The sequence below is a fragment of the Marinobacter daepoensis DSM 16072 genome, from assembly GCF_000421165.1.
Taxonomy (GTDB): domain Bacteria; phylum Pseudomonadota; class Gammaproteobacteria; order Pseudomonadales; family Oleiphilaceae; genus Marinobacter; species Marinobacter daepoensis.
Genome location: NZ_ATWI01000012.1, coordinates 298,010 through 318,347, shown reverse-complemented (window position 1 = coordinate 318,347; position 20,338 = coordinate 298,010). Strand labels below are relative to the sequence as shown.

The 20,338-nt window shown below is 59.3% G+C and carries 15 protein-coding genes; 7 read left to right on the top strand and 8 right to left on the bottom strand.

The genetic code is table 11. From position 1 onward, the window contains the following. Positions 1 to 15: 15 nt before the first annotated feature. The 8 genes from K325_RS0115350 to gshB all read right to left on the bottom strand — a co-directional run bounded on the left by K325_RS0115350 (position 16) and on the right by gshB (position 6,957). Positions 16 to 1,035 carry a putative solute-binding protein gene (locus K325_RS0115350; RefSeq protein ID WP_029655149.1) on the bottom strand — a complete coding sequence of 340 codons (1,020 nt, stop codon included), beginning with the start codon at positions 1,033 to 1,035 and terminating at the stop codon, positions 16 to 18. A 192-nt stretch (positions 1,036 to 1,227) separates the two neighbouring features. Continuing rightward, complete coding sequence (locus tag K325_RS0115345) at positions 1,228 to 2,541, bottom strand: dihydroorotase (protein ID WP_029655148.1); 1,314 nt, start codon at positions 2,539 to 2,541, stop codon at positions 1,228 to 1,230. After that, entirely contained in the window at positions 2,538 to 3,548 is a 1,011-nt protein-coding gene (locus K325_RS0115340; RefSeq protein WP_029655147.1) for an aspartate carbamoyltransferase catalytic subunit, read from the bottom strand. The genes K325_RS0115345 and K325_RS0115340 overlap by 4 nt, the downstream gene beginning before the upstream one ends. Positions 3,549 to 3,575: 27 nt before the next feature. Continuing rightward, positions 3,576 to 4,085: a bifunctional pyr operon transcriptional regulator/uracil phosphoribosyltransferase PyrR gene (pyrR, locus tag K325_RS0115335; protein ID WP_029655146.1), complete on the bottom strand. Its 510-nt coding sequence runs from the start codon at positions 4,083 to 4,085 to the stop codon at positions 3,576 to 3,578. Positions 4,086 to 4,092: 7 nt separating this feature from the next. Beyond that, positions 4,093 to 4,536, bottom strand: a complete 444-nt coding sequence (ruvX, locus tag K325_RS0115330; RefSeq protein WP_029655145.1) for a Holliday junction resolvase RuvX — start codon at positions 4,534 to 4,536, stop codon at positions 4,093 to 4,095. After that, positions 4,529 to 5,095, bottom strand: a complete 567-nt coding sequence (locus K325_RS0115325; protein WP_029655144.1) for a YqgE/AlgH family protein — start codon at positions 5,093 to 5,095, stop codon at positions 4,529 to 4,531. Before K325_RS0115325 ends, ruvX begins: the two co-directional genes overlap by 8 nt. Next, complete coding sequence (locus K325_RS0115320; RefSeq protein ID WP_029655143.1) at positions 5,092 to 5,958, bottom strand: TonB family protein; 867 nt, start codon at positions 5,956 to 5,958, stop codon at positions 5,092 to 5,094. Before K325_RS0115320 ends, K325_RS0115325 begins: the two co-directional genes overlap by 4 nt. Before the next feature lie 45 nt (positions 5,959 to 6,003). Next, a complete protein-coding gene (gene gshB / locus K325_RS0115315; RefSeq protein ID WP_029655142.1) occupies positions 6,004 to 6,957 on the bottom strand; it encodes a glutathione synthase in 954 nt (317 codons plus the stop codon). Between the two features lie 297 nt (positions 6,958 to 7,254). On the opposite strand from gshB, the gene pilG reads away from it, so the two are divergent. The 7 genes from pilG to K325_RS0115280 all read left to right on the top strand — a co-directional run bounded on the left by pilG (position 7,255) and on the right by K325_RS0115280 (position 20,337). Next, positions 7,255 to 7,647, top strand: a complete 393-nt coding sequence (gene pilG / locus K325_RS0115310; protein ID WP_029655141.1) for a twitching motility response regulator PilG — start codon at positions 7,255 to 7,257, stop codon at positions 7,645 to 7,647. Positions 7,648 to 7,680: 33 nt separating this feature from the next. Continuing rightward, positions 7,681 to 8,043, top strand: a complete 363-nt coding sequence (gene pilH, locus K325_RS0115305) for a twitching motility response regulator PilH (RefSeq protein WP_011787171.1) — start codon at positions 7,681 to 7,683, stop codon at positions 8,041 to 8,043. A gap of 20 nt (positions 8,044 to 8,063) precedes the next feature. Further along, complete coding sequence (locus K325_RS0115300) at positions 8,064 to 8,609, top strand: chemotaxis protein CheW (RefSeq protein ID WP_029655140.1); 546 nt, start codon at positions 8,064 to 8,066, stop codon at positions 8,607 to 8,609. 93 nt (positions 8,610 to 8,702) lie between these two features. Continuing rightward, complete coding sequence (locus K325_RS0115295) at positions 8,703 to 10,778, top strand: methyl-accepting chemotaxis protein (protein ID WP_029655139.1); 2,076 nt, start codon at positions 8,703 to 8,705, stop codon at positions 10,776 to 10,778. Positions 10,779 to 10,805: 27 nt separating this feature from the next. Further along, positions 10,806 to 11,705 carry a CheR family methyltransferase gene (locus tag K325_RS0115290; protein ID WP_029655138.1) on the top strand — a complete coding sequence of 300 codons (900 nt, stop codon included), beginning with the start codon at positions 10,806 to 10,808 and terminating at the stop codon, positions 11,703 to 11,705. Between the two features lie 11 nt (positions 11,706 to 11,716). Further along, entirely contained in the window at positions 11,717 to 19,285 is a 7,569-nt protein-coding gene (locus K325_RS0115285; RefSeq protein WP_029655137.1) for an Hpt domain-containing protein, read from the top strand. Further along, the gene (locus K325_RS0115280; RefSeq protein WP_029655136.1) at positions 19,285 to 20,337 is read left to right on the top strand and encodes a chemotaxis protein CheB; all 1,053 of its coding nucleotides are present in this window, start codon (positions 19,285 to 19,287) and stop codon (positions 20,335 to 20,337) included. Before K325_RS0115285 ends, K325_RS0115280 begins: the two co-directional genes overlap by 1 nt. Position 20,338: the final 1 nt, after the last annotated feature.

Here is a 20,338-nt window from a genome sequence, read left to right as displayed (position 1 = left end):
GCCGATTGACTCATATCAGGAGGCGCACTCGGCACGCGAACCATCCACCCGGCAACGAATGGCCTTCATCAACTTGATCGCACGCTCGTCGTACACGCCATCGTCCAGCAATGACAGCCGAACCTGGCGCAGCATCTTGTCGTACTCGGCCACATCCTCTCCTGGCGGGTGCATCCAAACCTCTTGGGGAATCCCCGCCTCGGCCTCCGCGATGATCTCGTAGGCCTGATCAATCCGCTTAATGGCTTCATCCCGCACCATCTGCCCGGCATCCTCTGGGAAACGGTCGCGATGAATAATGACCTGGAAATTCATATACGCCAGCGCATACTTGAAGACTCCCCCAGCCTCGCGGACCCCCTTGTAGAGTTCCAGAGGCTGATAAGCCACCGCTGGCGCGTAGGCCAGATCCACGCTCCCATTATTGAACTTTCCGGCGAAGTTGGCCGAGTTGGAACCAACGACCGAGGCTCCCACATGGCGCACCATGCGCACAGACGCCGTGTCGTAATCGAGCGTGGCAATGCGTTTGCCCTGAAGCTTTTCAACAGAATCAATCGCCCGGTCACGGGTATGCAGATAAATCGCGCCCCCCGGGAAAACGCCAGCGACCTCGTAAGGACCATCAATCAGGAACGGACGAGCTTTGGCCTGGCTCAGGGTGTTGTAAAGCAGACGCATTTCCTCTTCACCCGGGACCGCCCCCATGGCTTCCAGGCTGCCTGTAAACTTATTGAATTCGCGGGCTCTGGTGCCCGTCAGGAGGACCGCATCGCACTGACCGGCCTTGAAATCTTCAGCGGCGACTTTTTCATCGGTGTAGGCGCGCAGATTCAGTTTGATGCCACGCTTCAGCGCCACGGGTTGAAACTCCCGGGTAATGGCGAACAACGGACCATTGGCACCAACGGGGTCAAACACACAGAAACTGCGGTCAAGGATATCGCCCTGGGCATGCGCCAGAGATGAGGCTAGCAGACTGCCACACAGGGCGGCCGCCAGAGCGAGCCGGCGGCGGAAACGGGCTGTATTCACGGGAAGGCTCCTGAGTTTTTATTGTCTGGCCGGTCACATCCGGCTGGCCGGCATACGTTATGCTGGCCTGACCGTAATGGACCGGGCCATAGAATACGTTGGCTCAGGTGCCTGACATCAAGAGATTTTCAGCAAAACCGGTGGATTCTGTGATGGCGTTGACAGAGGCCCGGCTACCTCTGCCTCATTTTCTCAGAGCACAACCTCTGACGCTCGCCACGCTTCCCGCCCTTCCACCAGCGTCAGCTTCACGACACCGGGCAGAGACCTATCCATCACCGGGGCGTGCAGACCTGCCGAAACCAGCGTCTGCGACGAAGGCAACCACCGGCTCCGGGGATCGAAAACACAAAGATCCGCCAGCGCCCCCTTCTGAAGCGCAAAGTGACGACCCAGAACCCGGGCCGGGCCCGTCGTTAATGCCGCCAGCAACCCGGAAAGCTCCAGCTCCCCCCGGTCAACCAGTTCCAGCCCCAGTGACAAGACGCTTTCAATGCTCGACAGCCCCGGCTCCGTGGCCGGCAGGGGCGCCTGTTTTGCCGCCGAGTCGTGGGGTTGATGCTGACTGACGATCGCATCAAGGATTCCGGCCCGGACACCAGCCACCAGCGCCTGTCGATCCGATTCACTGCGAAGGGGCGGACGAACATGGAAACGGCTGTCGAAGCCTGACAAGGCTTCCTCGGTAAAGGCCAACTGATGCATCGCGACGTCGGCTGTCACACTCACCCCGCGCTGCCGGGCTTCCGCCAGCATGTCCACACTCCGGGCGCAGGAAAGCTGACTCAGATGGAGACGCACACCGGTTTCTTCGGCCAGCAACAGCATTTCCATCACGGCAGCGGTCTCCGCCACCTCGGGAATCCCGAGCAATCCGAGGCGTGTGGCCACCTGACCGTCGTGAGCATAACCATCGGCAGCCAGGGCCGAGTTTTCCGGGCTGAACATCACAGTCAGTCCGAAGGTCTGGGCGTAGGCCATGCAGCGCCTAAGAATTCTGGCATTGCGCACTCCACGGGAACCATTCCCCACTGCGACGCAGCCCGCCGCACTCAGCCCGGCCATATCACTGAGCAGCTCACCTTCCAGGCCCCGTGTGATAGCGCCTATCGGGAGTACCCGGACGGCACCACGAGACGCCGCCCCATCCAGAATCAGGTTGGTGACGGCACCGGAATCGATGACCGGCGACGTTTCCGGTGAGGCGCATACGGTCGTGAAACCACCATGAGCCGCCGCCCGGGTTTCGGAGGCAATATTCCCTTTCTGGCCGTTGCCCGGCTCCCGGAGGTTACAGCACAGGTCGATAAAACCGGGTGCAATGACATGGCCATCAGCGTTCATTTCCGAGCCCGCCTCGGCTTCCTGAACGCTTGCACCGATCTCATCAATCCGACCGTTCCGGATCAACAGGCCGGGATTGGCTACCAGCCCGCGCTCCGGGTCAAACAACTGGCCACCCGTTAGTTTCAGGCCATTGTCATTATGGATATCCACCTGGCTCATGCCTGCTCCTCCTGCTGCTTCTGCTGACGCTCAGCCATCTGTCCACCCATGGCCATGGACATCACCGCCATCCGGATAGCAATGCCATTGGTCACCTGACTGAGAATGACGGACTGAGGCCCATCAGCCACCGCGGATTCAATTTCAACCCCCCGGTTGATTGGCCCCGGATGCATCACAATACAGCCGGGGTTTGCCAAAGCCAGCTTGTCCTGGTTCAGGCCATACTGTCGGTAAAACTCGCGCTCACTGGGCAGCAAGGCCCCTTCCATACGTTCTTTCTGAAGCCTCAGCATGATGACCACATCCAGATCTTTCATGCCCCGGGCCATATCGTATTCGACGGTGCATCCAAGATCTTCAACGTCCCGGGGCAGCAGGGTACCGGGCGCAATCACCCTGACCTCTTCCGCACCCAGCACATTCAACGCACGAATCTGGGAGCGAGCCACACGCGAGTGCAATACATCGCCGACAATGGCGACTTTCAGCCCGGCAAACCGGCCTTTGTGCTGACGAATGGTCAGCATGTCGAGCATGGCCTGCGTCGGGTGCGCATGACGCCCGTCACCGGCGTTAATAATGGCCACCCCCGGCGTCACACTTTCCGCGATAAAATGAGGCGCGCCACTTTGGGAATGACGAACCACGAACATATCGGAGGCCATCGCCTCCAGATTCAGCAGGGTATCGGACAGCGATTCGCCCTTGGACGTGGCGGACGTGGAAATATCAAGGTTCAGGACGTCTGCAGACAGTCGCTTGGCGGCCAGTTCGAATGTGCTTCGAGTGCGGGTGCTGGACTCAAAAAACAGGTTGACGACCGTCCGGCCTCGGAGCAAAGGCACCTTTTTGATGCGCCGCTCACCCACCTCGATAAACGAATCGGCGGTATCGAGGATGTCCGTAAGCAGCGCCTGGCTCAGGCCATCCAGTGTCAGGAAATGCCGCAACTGACCATCCCGGGTCAGCTGCAAGTGGTTCGGGGAAGGGTCGTTCGCGGTCATGGCTCGCCTGTTATCAGTTGGGAAGGTTTACTGCCCGGATTCCTGTAGTTCGATGCGCAATGGCTCGGGGCCACGCAGTTTTACTCGTTGATGGGCCTCCAGGGTCAGAGCCCGGCCAACCACATCCGGCTGGATCGGCAGCTCTCTGGCCCCCATATCGATCAGCGTGGCCAGTATGATACTGGCCGGCCGGCCATAGTCGAATATTTCGTTCATTGCAGCCCGGATGGTTCGGCCACTCATGATCACATCATCAATCAGGATGATGTCCCGGCCCTCGGTATCGAAGGGCAGACTTGAGGGTGTCACCCTGGGATTCAGGCCAATGCGACTGAAATCGTCCCGATAGAACGAAATATCCAGCTCGCCATAGGGTTGTTCAATGCCCAGGCGCTTGCCCAGAGCGTCGGCCAGCCAGACCCCCCCGGTACGGATACCAATCAGCAACGGGGACTCTACTCCACGCTCGCTCAGAATGCGGCGCAGACCAGATTCCAGAGCGTCCAGCAGTTCATCTATTTCAAGCAATGCGGTCATCACAGCCTCATTTATCAGGTCGGCCGGCCTGCTCCCGGCACCAGGTTTCCAATATCAGAACAGCCGCTCGATCATCCACACCATGACGACCAAAATCCCGGCTACCACCGCCCGCCAAAACCTCGCCCTTGGCTTCAAAGCTGGTGAGACGCTCATCCACCATCTCCACGGCAACGTGGTAACGGCCGTGCAACCGCTTCCCGAACTTACGGGCCCGGGCGCACATATCATTTTCGGTATCGTCCATATTCAGCGGCAACCCCACCAGCACGACATCCGGCTGCCACTCCTTCAGCAGTTGCTCAATCCGGGCCCAGTCGGGTATGCCATCCCGCGCAGACAGCATCGCCAGGGGTTGCCCGGTGCCCAGCATTTCCTGGCCGGAGGCCACCCCGATACGCCGGGTGCCAAAATCGAACGCCAGTATACGGCGGTTGCTTTCTTCAGGCATGGCCCACCGAGTCACTGAGCTGGTTCAGATCAATCCCCATCAGGCGTAGCACCGCCTCGTAACGCTGCCCGGCCGGCGTCCGGAACAGGATATCGGTGCTGGCCGGGCACGTCAGCCAGGCGTTGCTGCCCAGCTCCTCCTCCAACTGCCCCTCTCCCCAGCCGGAATACCCCAGGGCCACCAGAAAAGACGCTGGCCCCTCATCCCGGCCAATACTTTCAAGCACATCCCGGGACGTGGTTAACAGCACATCGTCGGTCACCTGAGCCGTGTTTTGCCACTGCCGGTCCGGAGAATGCAGGACGAACCCCCGCTCCGGTTGCACAGGACCGCCGGTATAAACCGGCAGGTCCAGTTCGCCGCCGTGCAGGTCGAGCTGCTCAAGAATCTCCCCAAGATGAATGTCCAGCGGCTGGTTAATCATGAGCCCCAGTGCACCCTCTTCAGAATGCTCACACAGATAGATCACCCCGCCATGGAAACGGGGGTCCGCAAGCCAGGGCGATGCCACCAGAAAGTGATGTCTCAGCGTCTCTGCCGCGTTCTTTTCCGTCATCATCCGGATGTCAGCCCCCGTCGCTGGAATGACCAGGTGCGTATGATTTCCAGCTCATCCACTTCCGCCCCCATGTCTTCCGGGAAGGGTGCAAATGGCGACGCCAGACGCACGATTCGAATCGCAGCATCATCCAGTACCGTACTGCCCGAGGACTGGAGGATGGCCACCTCCTTGATTGTGCCATCTTTCTTCAGGGAAACCAGCATTCGCAGGGTTCCGTGAATACCGGCCTGGCGGGCTTCCGTCGGGTAATTAATATTGCCAACCCGGGTAACCTTGCTGACCCAGTTCTGCACATACCAGGCATTGCTGGATTTCAGGGTGGAAGCCGCCGTCACCCTCATCACCCGGGGCTTTCGGGCGTAGGCTCGTTGCTGGGCATCGAAACGGGCCTCCAGGCTGGCGATCTCCAGGCTGCGCTCCATCAGGCTCTTTTTCTCACCTTGCGGTAAGGCCTCGTCCAGAGGCTCAGCCCGCTCCTCTGGCTGACGCACCTGTCGCTCAGCCTGACGCCGTGTGTGTACCTGAGCCCGATCCTGCTGAGGCTCTGGCCGAGTCGTGGTCTGGGGTACCGGCTGCACCTGAGCCGTATCCGGCTGACTGATTTCTGAAGGGGCTGGCGAGGTCATTTCCATGGCTTCCTCTTCCGACCCGCTGCCTTTCTGGTTGGTCTGCGCCAGGAAATCCGCTTTGTCCGGCGCATCCTGATCATCAAACTGAGACAGGGTGATTTCCATGGTCTGGGCGGAAGACCGGGGCGACTCCGGAGCAAAGGTAATACCCAGCACCACAATGGCGTGAACAGCCAATGCCATAAACAGGGTGAAGGAAAACCGATCGAAGTCGCTTACCTGGGTTGCCATGACGGTTTCTGAATCTCCTCTCACGTTCAACGGCTACAGCCGTCTTCAGGCCCTGGCCAGGCGACGCTCAATCGCATCCATCAGCAGGCCGGCAATGTCAATGCCAAAGGCGGCATCCAGCTCGCGAATGCAGGTTGGGCTGGTGACATTGATTTCGGTGAGGTAGTCACCGATTACGTCCAAACCTACAAACATCAGGCCTTTTTCTTTGATGACCGGCGCCACCCGCGCGCAGATCTGGCGATCACGTTCCGTCAGCTCCCGGCCCTCGCCGCGCCCACCTGCTGCCAGGTTGCCGCGATTCTCGCCCTGAGACGGTATGCGCGCAAGCGCGTAGGGCACCGGCTCACCATCAATCAGCAGAATGCGCTTGTCACCGTCGGTGATTTCCGGAATGAACTTCTGCGCCATGGCCTGATGCGCACCGTAGTTGGTCAACGTCTCAATAATCACGCCCAGGTTGGCATCGTTTTCCTTGACCCGGAATATTGATCGCCCGCCCATGCCATCAACCGGCTTCATAATAATGTCACCGTGTTCAGCGTAGAAATCCCGGAAACGCTGAGCGGACCGGGTGACAATCAACGGTGGCGTCAGGTCTTCAAACTGAGTGGCGAACAGCTTTTCATTGCAGTCCCTCAGAGTCGCAGCCGGGTTCACCACCAGAGCACCCTGCTGCTCAGCCGCTTCCAGAATGTATGTCGCCATCAGGAATTCCCGGTCCACCGGTGGGTCCTGACGCATCAGGATAACGTCCAGGTCTCCCAGCGCCCGGTCCTGACTGGCGCCAAAGCTGTACCAGTTGTCCGGGTCCATATGCACCGTCAGCCCACGGGTGTGGGCTCGGGCCTGTCCACCGGCGAGGTACAGGTCCGGCAGTTCCATGTACTCAATTTCCCAGCCACGCGTCTGAGCGGCGTGCAGCATGGCCAGAGAACTGTCTTTCTTGAATTGAATATCCTGTATGGGATCCATCACGATCCCCAGCCGGACTGTCATAGCGTCTCCTGGAACTGTCGGTATGAAAACACGAACCGGTCAGCAGAGCGAACCGGTTATTAAGTGCTATGCTGAGAGCTCAGATGGTATTGTACCCGAGCCGCGAATGCATCCGGAGAAATCCTCAGATCAATCCGTGACGGCTGCGACAGAAGTACATTTGGTCACAAACAAATACTTTTTATCCGGGCATGGATACTCTATAACTGATCGGGGTTTATAGAAGAACCTTAACGTTTATGTTAAAACCCCGTTTGAAAATAACGACAGTCGCTAGAGCGCAAAGGCAGTTGGACAATGGATGACAACTTCGAGAACCTGAAGATCATGGTGATTGACGACAGCAAAACCATTCGTCGCACCGCAGAAACCCTTCTCAAGAAGGTTGGCTGTGAGGTTATCACGGCAACTGACGGCTTTGACGCTCTGGCCAAAATTGCCGACTCCCAGCCGAACATCATTTTTGTGGACATTATGATGCCCCGCCTGGACGGCTACCAGACCTGCGCACTGATCAAGAACAATTCCTCTTTCAAGAAGACGCCGGTTATCATGCTTTCGAGCAAAGACGGTCTTTTCGACAAGGCAAAAGGCCGGATCGTAGGCTCGGACCAGTATCTGACCAAACCGTTCAGCAAAGACGAACTGCTCAACACCATCCGCCAGTATATGCCCCAGGCGGAACAGTAACTCCTGCTGACACACAGAACCATCGAGGAAACCATGGCCCGCATTCTGATTGTTGACGACTCGCCAACCGAAGTGAAGAAAATTTCCACCATTCTGGAAAAACACAAACACGAAGTGCTGACCGCAGATAATGGCGCTGATGGCGTCGCCAAGGCCCGTGCAGAAACCCCGGATCTGGTGTTGATGGATGTGGTCATGCCCGGCCTGAATGGTTTTCAGGCAACCCGTCAACTGACTCGCGCTCCGGAAACCGCCTCCATCCCGGTTGTGATCGTCACAACCAAGGACCAGGAGACCGACCGTGTGTGGGGAACCCGCCAGGGTGCCAAGGGTTATCTGGTCAAACCAGTTAACGAAGACGATCTGATCAAAACAATCAACAGTCTGATTGCCTGATCCCTAATCTTGGAGTACGCATGTCCGCCCAGGCCGCCCCTTTTGCCGTTCTGACGGATATCGCCCAGCGCAGCCGGTCCATGGCCGCCGGCCTGCCTGAACAACAGGAAGCCGTCGAGCTGTGGAACGGCATCGGTTTCATTCTCGCGGGGGAACGCTACGTTGCCCCCATGGGAGAAGTGACCGAGATCCTTCACGTGCCCCGATTCACTCACGTTCCGGGGGTTAGGTCATTCCTGATGGGCGCTGCCAACGTTCGTGGCCGCCTCCTGCCCCTGGTCGATATGGCCACCTTCTTCGATGTGCCTCGCTCTTCCCGCAGCCTGCGCGAGCGACGGGTACTGGTGGTCGAACAGGGAGATGTGTTCAGCGGGCTGGTAGTCGACAGCGTGCTGGGCATGCAGTATTTCGCCAAAGACAGTTTCAGGGCAAGCCCGGACAGGGTGCCCGAGAGCGTTCGTCCGTTTGTGAACGGCGGTTACGAGCGTAATGAGGAGGTCTGGAAAGTATTCTCCGCCACCGATCTGGTGGAAGATGAACGCTTTCTTGATGTCGCACAGTGGTAAGGGTGATGGCACTGGCAGGAACATCACCCTGACCCTCTGCAACCCGCTACACATACTTGCCATTTCCAGAAGAAAGAGGCCGGGAGCCAGAAAATGAAAAACAGAGCCGGAAGACTCAGTATGGGACAGGGAGGCAACAAACTGGTTGCCGGTCTGATCGCTGCGCTGATCGCACTTACCGTCCTGCTTGTTGTGGTACTGTTCATCCTTAACAAGGACAGCCAGCACGACCAGCAGTACATCGCCAACACCGCGGAAATGCGCGTACTCTCGCAGGAGATCGCGAAGAACGCGACTGAGGCTGCCGGCGGCACCGCCGAAGCCTTTGACCAGTTGCGTCGTTCGCGTGACGAGTTCCAGCAGCTCTGGACCACCGTCACCGAGGGCAACCCTGACACCGGCCTCCCGCCCAGCACACTGGCACAGCAAAGCGGTGTACAGGAACACTGGAATACCGTTCGCGAAAATGCTGACAGCATTCTCTCTACCCGCGAAGCGGTACTCGGCCTGCACGAAGTTGCCCGGACCCTGAACGAAACCATTCCCCAGCTGCAGGTGGAGTACGACGACATCGTACAGATCCTGCTGGACAACGATGCACCGGCCGAGCAGATTTCCCTGGCCCAGCGTCAGGCCCTGCTGGCAGAGCGGATCGTCCGCTCGGTCAACAACGTACTCTCCGGTGATGAAGACGCCGTTATCGCAGCCGACCGTTTTGGTCGTGACGCCAGCCTGTTCGGCCGGGTTCTTGACGGCCAGCTCAACGGCAATCCCGCGATGGGCATCTCCCGCGTAGCGGATGAAGATGCTATCTATGGTTTGGAAGCCGTTGATGAGCTGTTCCAGTTCGTTTCCCAGAACGTAGACGCGATCCTTGAAGCCTCTCCCGACCTCTTCAAGGTTCGTACTGCCGCCAGCGACATCTTCCAGAACTCCGAAAATCTGTTGGCCCAGCTGTCGAACCTGGCAAACGGTTTTGCAACCCAGTCCAGCTCACGCCTGATCAGCCCGACCCTGGCCTTTGCGATTCTCGCCGCCATGGTCGCGATTGTTGTCTTTATCGGTCTTGCCCTGTACCGGGATGCCCAGGAGCGCCTGAGTACCACCCAGGAACAGAACGAGCAGAACCAGAACGCGATCCTGCGACTGCTGGACGAACTGGCCGACCTGGCCGACGGTGACCTGACCACGGAGGCCACGGTAACCGAAGACTTCACCGGTGCCATCGCCGACTCCATCAACTACGCGATCGACCAGATGCGTGGACTGGTACAAGCCATTCGGGGAACCGCCGTGCGGGTCGCTTCCGCCGCCCAGGAAACTCAGGCTACCGCCATGCACCTGGCCGATGCGTCCGAGCACCAGGCCCAGGAAATTGCCGGCGCCTCCGCCGCGGTCAACGAGATGGCGGTGTCCATCGACCAGGTATCGTCCAACGCCGCTGAATCCTCTGCGGTTGCGGAGCGGTCGGTTGCGATCGCGAAGAAAGGCGCGGAAGTGGTACAGAACACCATCCGAGGCATGGACAACATCCGGGAGCAGATCCAGGAAACTTCCAAGCGGATCAAGCGTCTGGGTGAATCTTCCCAGGAAATCGGTGACATCGTATCCCTGATCAACGACATTGCCGACCAGACCAACATTCTGTCCCTGAACGCGGCGATTCAGGCCTCTATGGCCGGCGACGCTGGCCGGGGCTTTGCGGTGGTTGCGGACGAAGTTCAGCGCCTGGCAGAACGTTCCTCTGCGGCCACCAAACAGATTGAAGCGCTGGTTAAGACGATCCAGTCTGACACCAACGAAGCGGTTATCTCCATGGAACACACCACCGCCGAGGTGGTCCGGGGAGCCCGCCTGGCTCAGGACGCGGGTATCGCCCTCGAGGAAATCGAGAACGTATCCATGTCTCTGGCGGAACTGATCCAGAACATCTCCAACGCGGCCCGCCAGCAGTCGTCCTCTGCCGCGCACATTTCCAACACCATGAACGTTATCCAGGAAATCACCTCTCAGACTTCCTCTGGTACCAACGCCACTGCGAAGTCTATCGGTAATCTGGCAGAAATGGCGTCCGAGCTTCGGTCCTCCGTTGCCGGCTTCACCCTGCCGGATGAGGACACGGCCAACCAGGAACAAGAGGAAGACAGCGACGTACCGGTGGTCAGTTGATCACCGGCCCGGGGCAGATGACGGTCTATGGCGCATACGCATAACCAACTGTCACCCGCCGAAGGCATCTGGTCTCTGCGCCGACTTCCGGACATGGATGAGGCGCAGTTCAACCAGTGGCAGACTTTGCTGGAGCACCGTACAGGCATGACCCTGACCGCTGAGCGACGTTCGTTTCTGGAAACCAATCTGGGTATCCGGATGCGGGAAATCGGTTGCGGCAGCTATCAGGCCTACTACGAGAAAATCGTATCTGGCCCGGATGCTGTCAGGGAATGGTCAACGCTGGTGGACCGGCTGACCGTTCAGGAAACCCGGTTTTTCCGGGACCCGGACGCCTTCCGGCTGGTGGCAGACTATGTGCGGACCCGCCCTCGCGAACAGTTCAGGAAACGGGCACTTGAGGCCTGGAGTGTGGGCTGCTCTACCGGAGAAGAGCCATACACCCTGGCAATGATCCTGAACGAGGGCATCGCTCAGTTGGGCCTGCAACCGCTCTTTGGCGTGACCGGCTCGGACATCAGCCAGCCGGCCATCGAAAAGGCGCGCCTTGGCCGCTTCAATGCCCGCAAGTTGCTGGGAATGGATGAAAATCTGAAAGCCCGGTATTTCCGGCCCTCGGAACGGAATACCGTAGAAATTGTGAACAGCATCCGTGACCGGGTGTGCTTTACCAGGCTCAATGTTCTGGATCTGGACAAAGCCCCTATGCACGGGATGAACATCATCTTCTGCCAGAACCTGCTGATCTATTTCCGTCGCTGGCGCAGACGGGAGATTGTCAAACGGCTCGCAGAGCGTCTGGCACCGGGGGGGTTACTGGTGCTTGGCCAGGGTGAACTGACCGACTGGCAGCCACCTGGCCTGCAGAGGGTTCCCTCGGAACATGTACTGGCGTGGATCAAACGCCAGTCCGACGAAGAATAACCGGAGTGGTTATGGGCAATCACCATGACAGCATCGCCCTCGACTGGGTTCGGGGAGAAATACAAGACACACTGACCCAGGGCCAGCATGCACTTGAGGCCTATGTCGAGAATCGCGACGACATTGCGCGCCTGCGCTTCTGCCTGAACTACCTCCACCAGGTACACGGTACCCTTCAGATGGTGGAGCTTTACGGTGCAGCCTTGCTCACCGAAGAGACGGAGAAGCTGACCCAGGCCATTCTCAACGACACCGTCACAAACGTTGACGATGCCCTGAATGTGCTGATGCAGGCAATCCTGCAGCTACCTCAGTATCTGGAACATATCGGCAGCAGTAGCGATGATTTCCCCATGGTCCTGCTGCCTTTGCTGAACGATCTCCGGGCAGCCCGGGGCGAGTCTCTGCTGTCGGATACGTCTCTGTTCAAACCAGACCTGTCTCCGTCACGGCTCAATGTCAGCGGCAAGACATCAGACCGGTTGCACGACCCGAAAGTACTGGGACACCTCCGCAAGCTGCGCCAGATGTATCAGTTCGCCCTTGCCGGCGTCGTGCGCGAAGCCGATCTTGACGCCCACTTCGATTACATGCAGAAAGTGATCCAGCGTCTGATACGGCTGTGCCAGAACACACCGCGAGGCGAGCTCTGGAAAGTTGCCAGCGCCTTTGTGGAAACCCTCCAGGCCCGGGCAAACCCCGTCAATACCGCCGTTAAATCCCTGCTCAGGGAGCTGGATTCGGAAATCCGCCGGCTGACGGACGAACACGCCGATATCCTCCGGCAACCCGTGCCGGAGGCCCTGTTCAAACACTTGCTGTATTACGTGGCCCGGGCCCGGGATCTGGACCGCCCTCAGGTTAAGGCCCTGCGCGACGCCTATCAGTTAGACAACGCACTCCCTTCCGAAGACGACGTTGATGCTGCACGATCCCGCGTTTCGGGCCCGGGTCGGGACGCGATTCACTCCGTGGTCAGCGCGCTCAACGAAGAACTGGCGCGTCTGAAGGACCAGCTCGACCTTTTTGTCCGGGCGGAGCTGCGCCAGAACACCGAGCTGGACGAGCTGCTGCCGGGCCTTCGGCAGGTGGCCAACACTCTCGCCGTCCTCGGTCTTGGGATTCCCCGCAAAGTGGTGACCGACCAGATTGAACTGGTCGAGAAACTCTGCAATCAGTCTGACCCCGCAGACGATGGCACACTGATGGACATCGCTGGCGCTCTGCTTTACGTCGAAGCCAGCCTGGCCGGACTAGACAGTGACCGGCGCCCGGAACAGTCGTCCGGCTCCGCAGAAGAAGCATCCGCCATCCGCATGGGTTCACGCGAATTCGGGGAAGCCAGCGAAGCCCTGATTCGTGAATCCCGAAACACGCTGGAGCAGGTGAAATCTGCCATCGTCAATTTCATCGCCTCCCAGTGGGACACGCGTGAAATCGACCATGTGCCGGGATTGCTGCACAGTATCCGGGGAGGTCTGAGCCTCGTACCGCTGGAGCGCGTGTCAGACATGCTCGCATCAGCCGAGCGCTACGTAACCGATGTACTGCTCGGCAGCCAGCAGGTTCCGGACTGGAAACAGCTGGACACGCTGGCAGACGCCGTAACCAGCATCGAGTACTACCTCGAACGGCTGGCCGACGGCATCAGCGACAATGACGCGATTCTCAGGGTTGCAGAAAACAGCCTGACCAGCCTGGGCTTCCCGGTCGGCGAAGAGCCCACCTGGAATCTGACGCAGCCTAAAGAGCCATCCGTTGATGTCCCGGTCGTTGAGGAAACCATCGACGACCTCGTCGTTCCCGAACAGGAAACCAAAACTTCGGACACCGAACTGGTGGACGACGAAATCCTGGAAATCTTCGTCGAGGAAGCAGAAGAAGTCCTGCAGACCATTCACGAGTTCTACCCGCGGCTTCGTCAGAATCACGACGACCGGGAGTCCCTGACCGAAGTACGACGAGCCTTTCATACCCTCAAGGGCAGTGGGCGCCTGGTCGGCGCCACCAGTATTGGCGAGCTGGCCTGGTCCGTTGAGAACCTGCTCAACCGCGTCATTGATCAGACCATCAAACCGACCGATGACATGTTCACCTTGATAGACCAGGTGAACGACCGCATCCCATCACTGATTGAGGAGTTCCGCAGGGGTGAGCCCGGCGGCGACGTGGACGAGCTGATCGGGCGTGCCGAAGCACTTGCAACAACCCGCCGCGCGGACACGGACACGGACGCGAACACGGCCGAACAGCCTCTCGAAGACGAAGTGTCCCTCAGCGTTGAAATCCCGTTAGAAAGCCGCCCTGACGATGCCGACGTTATCGAGCCTCCAGTGGTTGTCGAAACAACGGCCCAGGAAGACGACAGCGATGACCTCATCGACGACGAAATCCTGGAAATCTTCATTGAAGAGGCGGGCGAGGTTCTCGACACCATTCGCGAATACCTCCCCATGCTGTTACGCCAGCATGATGACCGCAGCGCCCTGGCTGAAGTCCGCAGAGCATTTCATACCCTGAAAGGCAGTGGCCGGATGGTAGGCGCGGACGTGATTGGCGAACTGGCCTGGTCCGTCGAAAACATGCTGAACCGTGTCATCGACGGCAGCGTTTTCATGAACGACGACATTGCCCAGTTGCTTCAGGATGTAACCGACGCCGTACCAGCGCTGGTAGACGACTTTGAGCAGCGACAAGCGCCTGGCCAGGACACCTCCGTCATGGAAGCCCGCGCCAACGCACTGGCCAATGGCGAAATTCCTGATGCGACCACCATGCCCCTGATGGAGGGTGACTCAGAGACCCAGGAAGACGCCACTCAAGAAGCAAGCCTTGAATACGCGCCTCTCGACGGTGACGACGATGTCGACCCGGTCCTGCTGGATATTTTTGAGAACGAAACCGAGACTCACCTTCAGACCATCAAAGAATACCTGCAGGCCGTTGGCGACAAAGCGACCGCAGCCTACACCGACGACCTGTCAAGAGCGCTGCACACGCTTAAAGGCAGCGCAAATACGGCTGGCATAACACCGATGGCCGCGGTGATCACTCCGCTGGAGCGCTTCATCAAAGAATCCCGCGGACAGAACAAAAAGGCCGACCGCGAGGTACTGGCCCTGATGGCAGACGCCGTCGGTTTCCTGACGGAAGGCCTGGCCCAGATCCGCGAGAACCCCCAGGCGCCGCTGGCCGGTGCTGAGGAATATCTGGAACGCCTTCAGTGGATCAGCGATCAGACACTGGCCACGCACACCAACACGGACCAAGAACAGCCTGCGCAAAAGGCCTCGGCACCGCTGATTCAACTGTTCCTCAGCGAAGGACTGGACATCGTTCTGGACGCTGAAAGCATTCTGGATCGCTGGTCGGAAAATCCTCAGCAAGATAAAGACCTGGAGACCCTTCGGGCCGAAGTCGAACAGCTGACCCGGGGCGCCAACGATGCCGGCCTGCCCGATGTTTCTCATCTTGCTGCCGCTCTGACCCGAACCTACAGCGCGATTTCAGAACAGGGTCTGCCACCCGGCGAAGAAGTCTTCCAGACCCTCCACGCTGCTCATGAACAACTGATCAACATGATGGATCAGGTTGCGGCCGGCCTGTCGACAGACCCGAGCCAGGATCTGATTGAGGAACTGGAGGCGCTGACAAGCGCAACCACCGCCCTGCCTTCGGGACCGGATGAGTTTGAGCAGCAGTTCACCGATGATCTTGAAGAGATTGATCTTCGCCTCGAACTGGACGAACTTGATCAGCCTCAGGACAACCCGGAAGGCGAGGACACTCCCCCCTTGCCCGAAACCTCAGAAGACGACGACCAGGGTCTGGACGATGAACTGGCAGAGATCTTCCTGGAAGAAGCCCGGGACCTGATTGACAGCACGGCGGAGTCACTCCATAGCTGGAGTGAAGACACCGCCAACCTGGACCTCCTGCGGTTGCTTCAGCGCGATCTGCATACGCTGAAAGGCGGCGCACGACTGGCCGACATTCCAGCCATTGGGGACCTGTCTCACGAACTGGAAAACCTGTTTGAAGGTCTGACCGAGCAGAAGCTCTCAATCAACGAAGCGCTGTCAGATCTCCTGTTCCGGTGTCATGACCGGCTTGCCGGTATGGTCGAGGCTCTTGAAGCCAGCGAACCACCGCGCCCGGCGCCGGATCTGATTGCCGAAGTTCAAGAATACATGGACAGTGCACGGGGCACCCGCCCGGTTACCGACGTCCCGGTGGAGGAAGATCCGGACGCAGACGACGATACGCTGCCGCTCCCCGGGCTTGAACTGGTCATCGAAGAATCAACCGACGCCCCGGAAGCCGACACGGAAGATGAACCTCAGGCCACCGACCTGTCTCATCTGGACCCAGAACTGGTGGGTATCTTCCTGGAAGAAGCCTACGACCTGATTAACTCCACCGGCAGCGCTCTGCACACCTGGAGTGAAGACCCCTCCAATCGCGGCGTGGCGGCAGAACTGCAGCGAGACGTTCACACCCTCAAAGGGGGTGCCCGCATGGCCGGCGTCGAAGCCATCGGCGATCTTACCCATGTACTGGAGGATCTGTTCGAGAAAGTCGCTGAAGGGCAGCTCGACGCCAGCGGTGAGATGACCGATCTGCTTTTCGCCTGTCATGATCGCCTGGCCCAGATGGTCGAGCAGGTTGCGACCCAGAAGCCGTGCCCGCCGGCCGAAGCGCTGGTTGATCAGGTCACGTCGATCCTGCGCGGGGATGGCACCCCCTCGGCGGCAACGCAGCCCTCGGAGCCAGACGCCCCCGAGGCACGGGAAGTTGTCGAAGATCGCCAGCAACGCTTTGCCGATGACGACCTAGTGGGCATTTTCCTCGATGAAGGCCTTGAAATACACGAAGCCATCGTCGAGTGCCTGGATCAGTGGCGCGAGGAACCCGAAGAGCTCGCAGGGATTACCCGACTCCAGCAGGAGCTGCACACCCTGAAAGGAGGGGCACGGCTGTCCGATGTCGATCCGATCGCTGACCTGGCCGAAACCTGGGCCGATGCACTCGATCAGCTGATCGCGGGCCAGCGGGACCAGAAGGCCATGCTGGCTCTGAGCGACCGGGCCGCCACCGGCCTGAAGGCCATGCTGGATACACTTGAGGAAAGTCACCAGCCAGAAAGTGATGATGCCCTCCTGGCGTCGCTGCGCTCCGGTGCCCAGGCGCCATTTGCCAGTGCCGAAGCCGCATCGCCGGTGGCCACCGAAACCGAATCGGTCGACCCGGAAGTGCTGGAGATCTTCCTTGAAGAAGCAGGGGAGCTCATGGATCAGCTGGAACAGCTGCTTGATGACTGGCGCCGGGAACCGGGCAATGAGCATTTCAACCGGGAAGCTCAACGCGCACTTCACACCCTCAAAGGGGGCGCTCGCCTGTCACAGCTGGCCGAACTAGGCGACCAGGCTCACGCCTTTGAAACGCACCTGATCGACCTTGGCGGTAATGCTCCGACAGACGAACAGTGGCAGGCAATCACCAACGATCACGATGCCATCATTGCGCTGGTCGCCCATGTCCGGACACGCTTTGAATCCGGCGCAGCGGTGGTGGCCGGGCAACCCGGGGCAACCCCGGAAACACCGGCTCAGGAACCGATGCCGGAGCCCAGGACTGCCTCCGCGGCCGAGGGGGCATCACAACCCTCACCAGCGGAAGAGGCCAAGCCGGCCGCCAAGGCGCCGTCACAGGCTCGCAAGAAGCCCAGCGACGCACAGCGTGCTGCCCAGGAATCCATTCGGGTCTCTGCACCGCTGCTTGATGAGCTGGTCAACCTCGCGGGCGAGACCAGTATCACCCGGGGCCGACTGGAACAGCAGTCCAGCGACTTCAGCTACACGCTGGACGAAATGGCAGCCACCATCGAGCGCCTCCGGGAACAGTTGCGCCGGATGGATATCGAGACCGAAGCACAGATTCTGTTCCGGGCCGAGCAGGAGCATGGCCCCGACTACGGTGACGATTTCGATCCGCTTGAGATGGACCGTTACTCCTCCATCCAGCAGCTCTCCCGGGCCCTGAGCGAATCCACATCAGACCTTGCTGACTTGCGCGAGACCCTGTCTGAGCGGGTTCGCGATACCGAGACCCTGCTGGTCCAGCAGTCCAGGATCAACACGGAGCTCCAGGAAGGCCTGATGAAGACCCGGATGATTCCGTTCTCGTCCATGGTGCCCCGTCTGCGCCGTATTGTGCGCCAGATCAGCGGCGAGCTTGGCAAGAAAGTCGATTTCGACGTTCGTAATGCCGAAGGCGAGATGGACCGGAATATACTGGAACGCATGGTCGCACCGCTGGAGCATATGCTCCGAAACGCGCTGGACCACGGTATTGAAACACCGGAAGACCGCAAGAAGGCGGGCAAACCCGCCACTGGCGAAGTCACCCTGTCACTGACCCGTGAGGGCGGCGATGTGGTGCTGAGAATGATGGACGACGGCAAAGGGATTCCAGCCGAAGTGATCCGTGACAAGGCCATCCGCCAGCGACTGATGCGGGCAGATGAAGACCTTTCCGAACGGGAAATCCTGCAGTTTATCCTGCAGCCCGGTTTCTCCACCGCCCAGCAGGTCACCCAGATTTCCGGCCGTGGCGTTGGTATGGACGTGGTCGGCAGTGAAATCAAACAGCTTGGCGGTAGCCTGGATATTGATTCCACGCTGGGGCGCGGCACCACCTTTACCGTGCGCCTGCCGTTCACCGTCTCGGTCAACCGTGCCCTGATGGTTTCCACCGGCGAGGACTTCTATGCCATTCCGCTCAATACCATTGAGGGCATCGTCCGGGTCAGCACCTACGAGCTGGAGGAATACTACAAACCCGATGCCCCCATGTACGAGTATGCCGGCCAGGAATACCGCCTGCAGTATCTGGGCAGCTTGCTCAACAGCGATCATCAACCCAAACTGCAAGGCCAGGCCCTGCCGCTACCGGTAATCCTGGTACGTGGTGCAGAGCAACCCATGGCGCTGCAGGTCGACCAGCTTATGGGCAGCCGGGAAATCGTGGTTAAATCGCTGGGACCACAGTTTAGTTCGGTCCGTGGTGTCTCCGGGGCCACCATCCTCGGTGATGGTAACGTGGTTGTGATTCTCGATCTGCCTGCCATGATCCGCTCCGACATCCTGTCTGAGCGCCAACGTCTGGCCAACCTTGAAAAGGCACGGGACAACGCCCGTTACGAAGAGAAAGCCACCACCGTTATGGTGGTGGACGACTCAGTCACCGTGCGCAAGGTTACCTCGCGCCTGCTGGAACGAAATGGCATGGAAGTGGTCACTGCCAAAGACGGTCTGGACGCCGTTGCCCAGCTTCAGGATCACCGCCCGGACATCATTCTGCTCGATATCGAGATGCCCCGGATGGATGGTTTCGAAGTCGCCAGCTTTGTACGGCATGACGACAACCTGAAGGAAACACCGATCTGCATGATCACCTCCCGGACGGGCGAGAAACACCGGGAACGGGCACTGGCCATCGGTGTCAACGAGTATCTGGGCAAGCCGTTCCAGGAAACCGAGCTGCTTGACACCATCAAGCGGCTGACCGGAAACCGGTGATGACCGGCCCGAACGGTCGGTCCGGCGTCGGGATTGTGTCCGACGTGGTCCTGCAGCGGCATCGCCTGCAGGCCGCCACCGGAAAGTTTGGCCTTGAGGTCAGATTTTCCGGTGACCCGGACCGCCTGATGGGATATCCCTCCTTTCCGGAGGCCGCGCTCTGGCTGGTCACTCTGGAAGACGAGGCGGACCATCCGGCGCTGTTCGAGCACTTGCTCGACAATACCGAAGCGCCGGTCCTGTTTGGTCTCGACCAGGCACCAAAGCCCGGCACAACCGAGTATTTTCGCTGGGAACGGCGCCTGCTCGACAAACTGGAAAAGCAGCTTGGCCATCTGGAACAACTGGACACAGCCAACGACATAGAAGAACTGGAACAAACCGCCCCGGATGCCGTACCGCCCCCCGCACTGCCCCACTGGATTACGCCGGCGGCGCCGGGTTCGGTGGCAGAAGAAATCTGGATTCTCGGGGCATCACTGGGCGGGCCTGCGGCGGTCAAAACCTTTCTTGACCACTTGCCTCCGGGGCTTCCGATCGGTTTTATCTACGCCCAGCACATTGATGGTCACTTCACAGAGGTACTGACCCGGGTGCTCGGCCGCCATGCCCATTACACCCTGAAACGGGCAGAAGAAGGCTACCGGGTTCGCAATGGGGATGTCGTCCTGATGCCGGTTGAACGGGAATGGTTACTGGATGAGCAGGGGCAGCTCACCGAACAGAATCATCCCTGGCCAGGCCCTTATGGTCCATCCATCGACCAGGTTTTACTGAACGTGGCCGATCACTACGGCAAACACTGCCACGCCATTCTGTTTTCCGGCATGGGTAACGATGGCGCCATTGCCGCCCCCATGCTGAAAGCCTATGGCAGTCAGATCTGGGTTCAGGAGAGCCACAGCTGCGGCAACAGTTCCATGCCAGACTCCGTCGCTGCCACGGGGTGCTCGAGTTTTTGCGGCACCCCGGAACAACTGGCCCGGGAACTGGTAAAAATTATTGAGAATAACTGCCTGCTCAAGGGTCGGCAAAAACGGGATTCCGCCTGAG

Coding starts and splice junctions, on each gene's coding strand:
- K325_RS0115345 (WP_029655148.1), bottom strand. CDS start 2,541: ATGAGCCAGGTGGATATCCATAATGACAATGGCCTGAAACTAACGGGT.
- K325_RS0115340 (WP_029655147.1), bottom strand. CDS start 3,548: ATGACCGCGAACGACCCTTCCCCGAACCACTTGCAGCTGACCCGGGAT.
- pyrR (WP_029655146.1), bottom strand. CDS start 4,085: ATGACCGCATTGCTTGAAATAGATGAACTGCTGGACGCTCTGGAATCT.
- ruvX (WP_029655145.1), bottom strand. CDS start 4,536: ATGCCTGAAGAAAGCAACCGCCGTATACTGGCGTTCGATTTTGGCACC.
- K325_RS0115325 (WP_029655144.1), bottom strand. CDS start 5,095: ATGATGACGGAAAAGAACGCGGCAGAGACGCTGAGACATCACTTTCTG.
- K325_RS0115320 (WP_029655143.1), bottom strand. CDS start 5,958: ATGGCAACCCAGGTAAGCGACTTCGATCGGTTTTCCTTCACCCTGTTT.
- gshB (WP_029655142.1), bottom strand. CDS start 6,957: ATGACAGTCCGGCTGGGGATCGTGATGGATCCCATACAGGATATTCAA.
- pilG (WP_029655141.1), top strand. CDS start 7,255: ATGGATGACAACTTCGAGAACCTGAAGATCATGGTGATTGACGACAGC.
- pilH (WP_011787171.1), top strand. CDS start 7,681: ATGGCCCGCATTCTGATTGTTGACGACTCGCCAACCGAAGTGAAGAAA.
- K325_RS0115300 (WP_029655140.1), top strand. CDS start 8,064: ATGTCCGCCCAGGCCGCCCCTTTTGCCGTTCTGACGGATATCGCCCAG.
- K325_RS0115295 (WP_029655139.1), top strand. CDS start 8,703: ATGAAAAACAGAGCCGGAAGACTCAGTATGGGACAGGGAGGCAACAAA.
- K325_RS0115290 (WP_029655138.1), top strand. CDS start 10,806: ATGGCGCATACGCATAACCAACTGTCACCCGCCGAAGGCATCTGGTCT.
- K325_RS0115285 (WP_029655137.1), top strand. CDS start 11,717: ATGGGCAATCACCATGACAGCATCGCCCTCGACTGGGTTCGGGGAGAA.
- K325_RS0115280 (WP_029655136.1), top strand. CDS start 19,285: ATGACCGGCCCGAACGGTCGGTCCGGCGTCGGGATTGTGTCCGACGTG.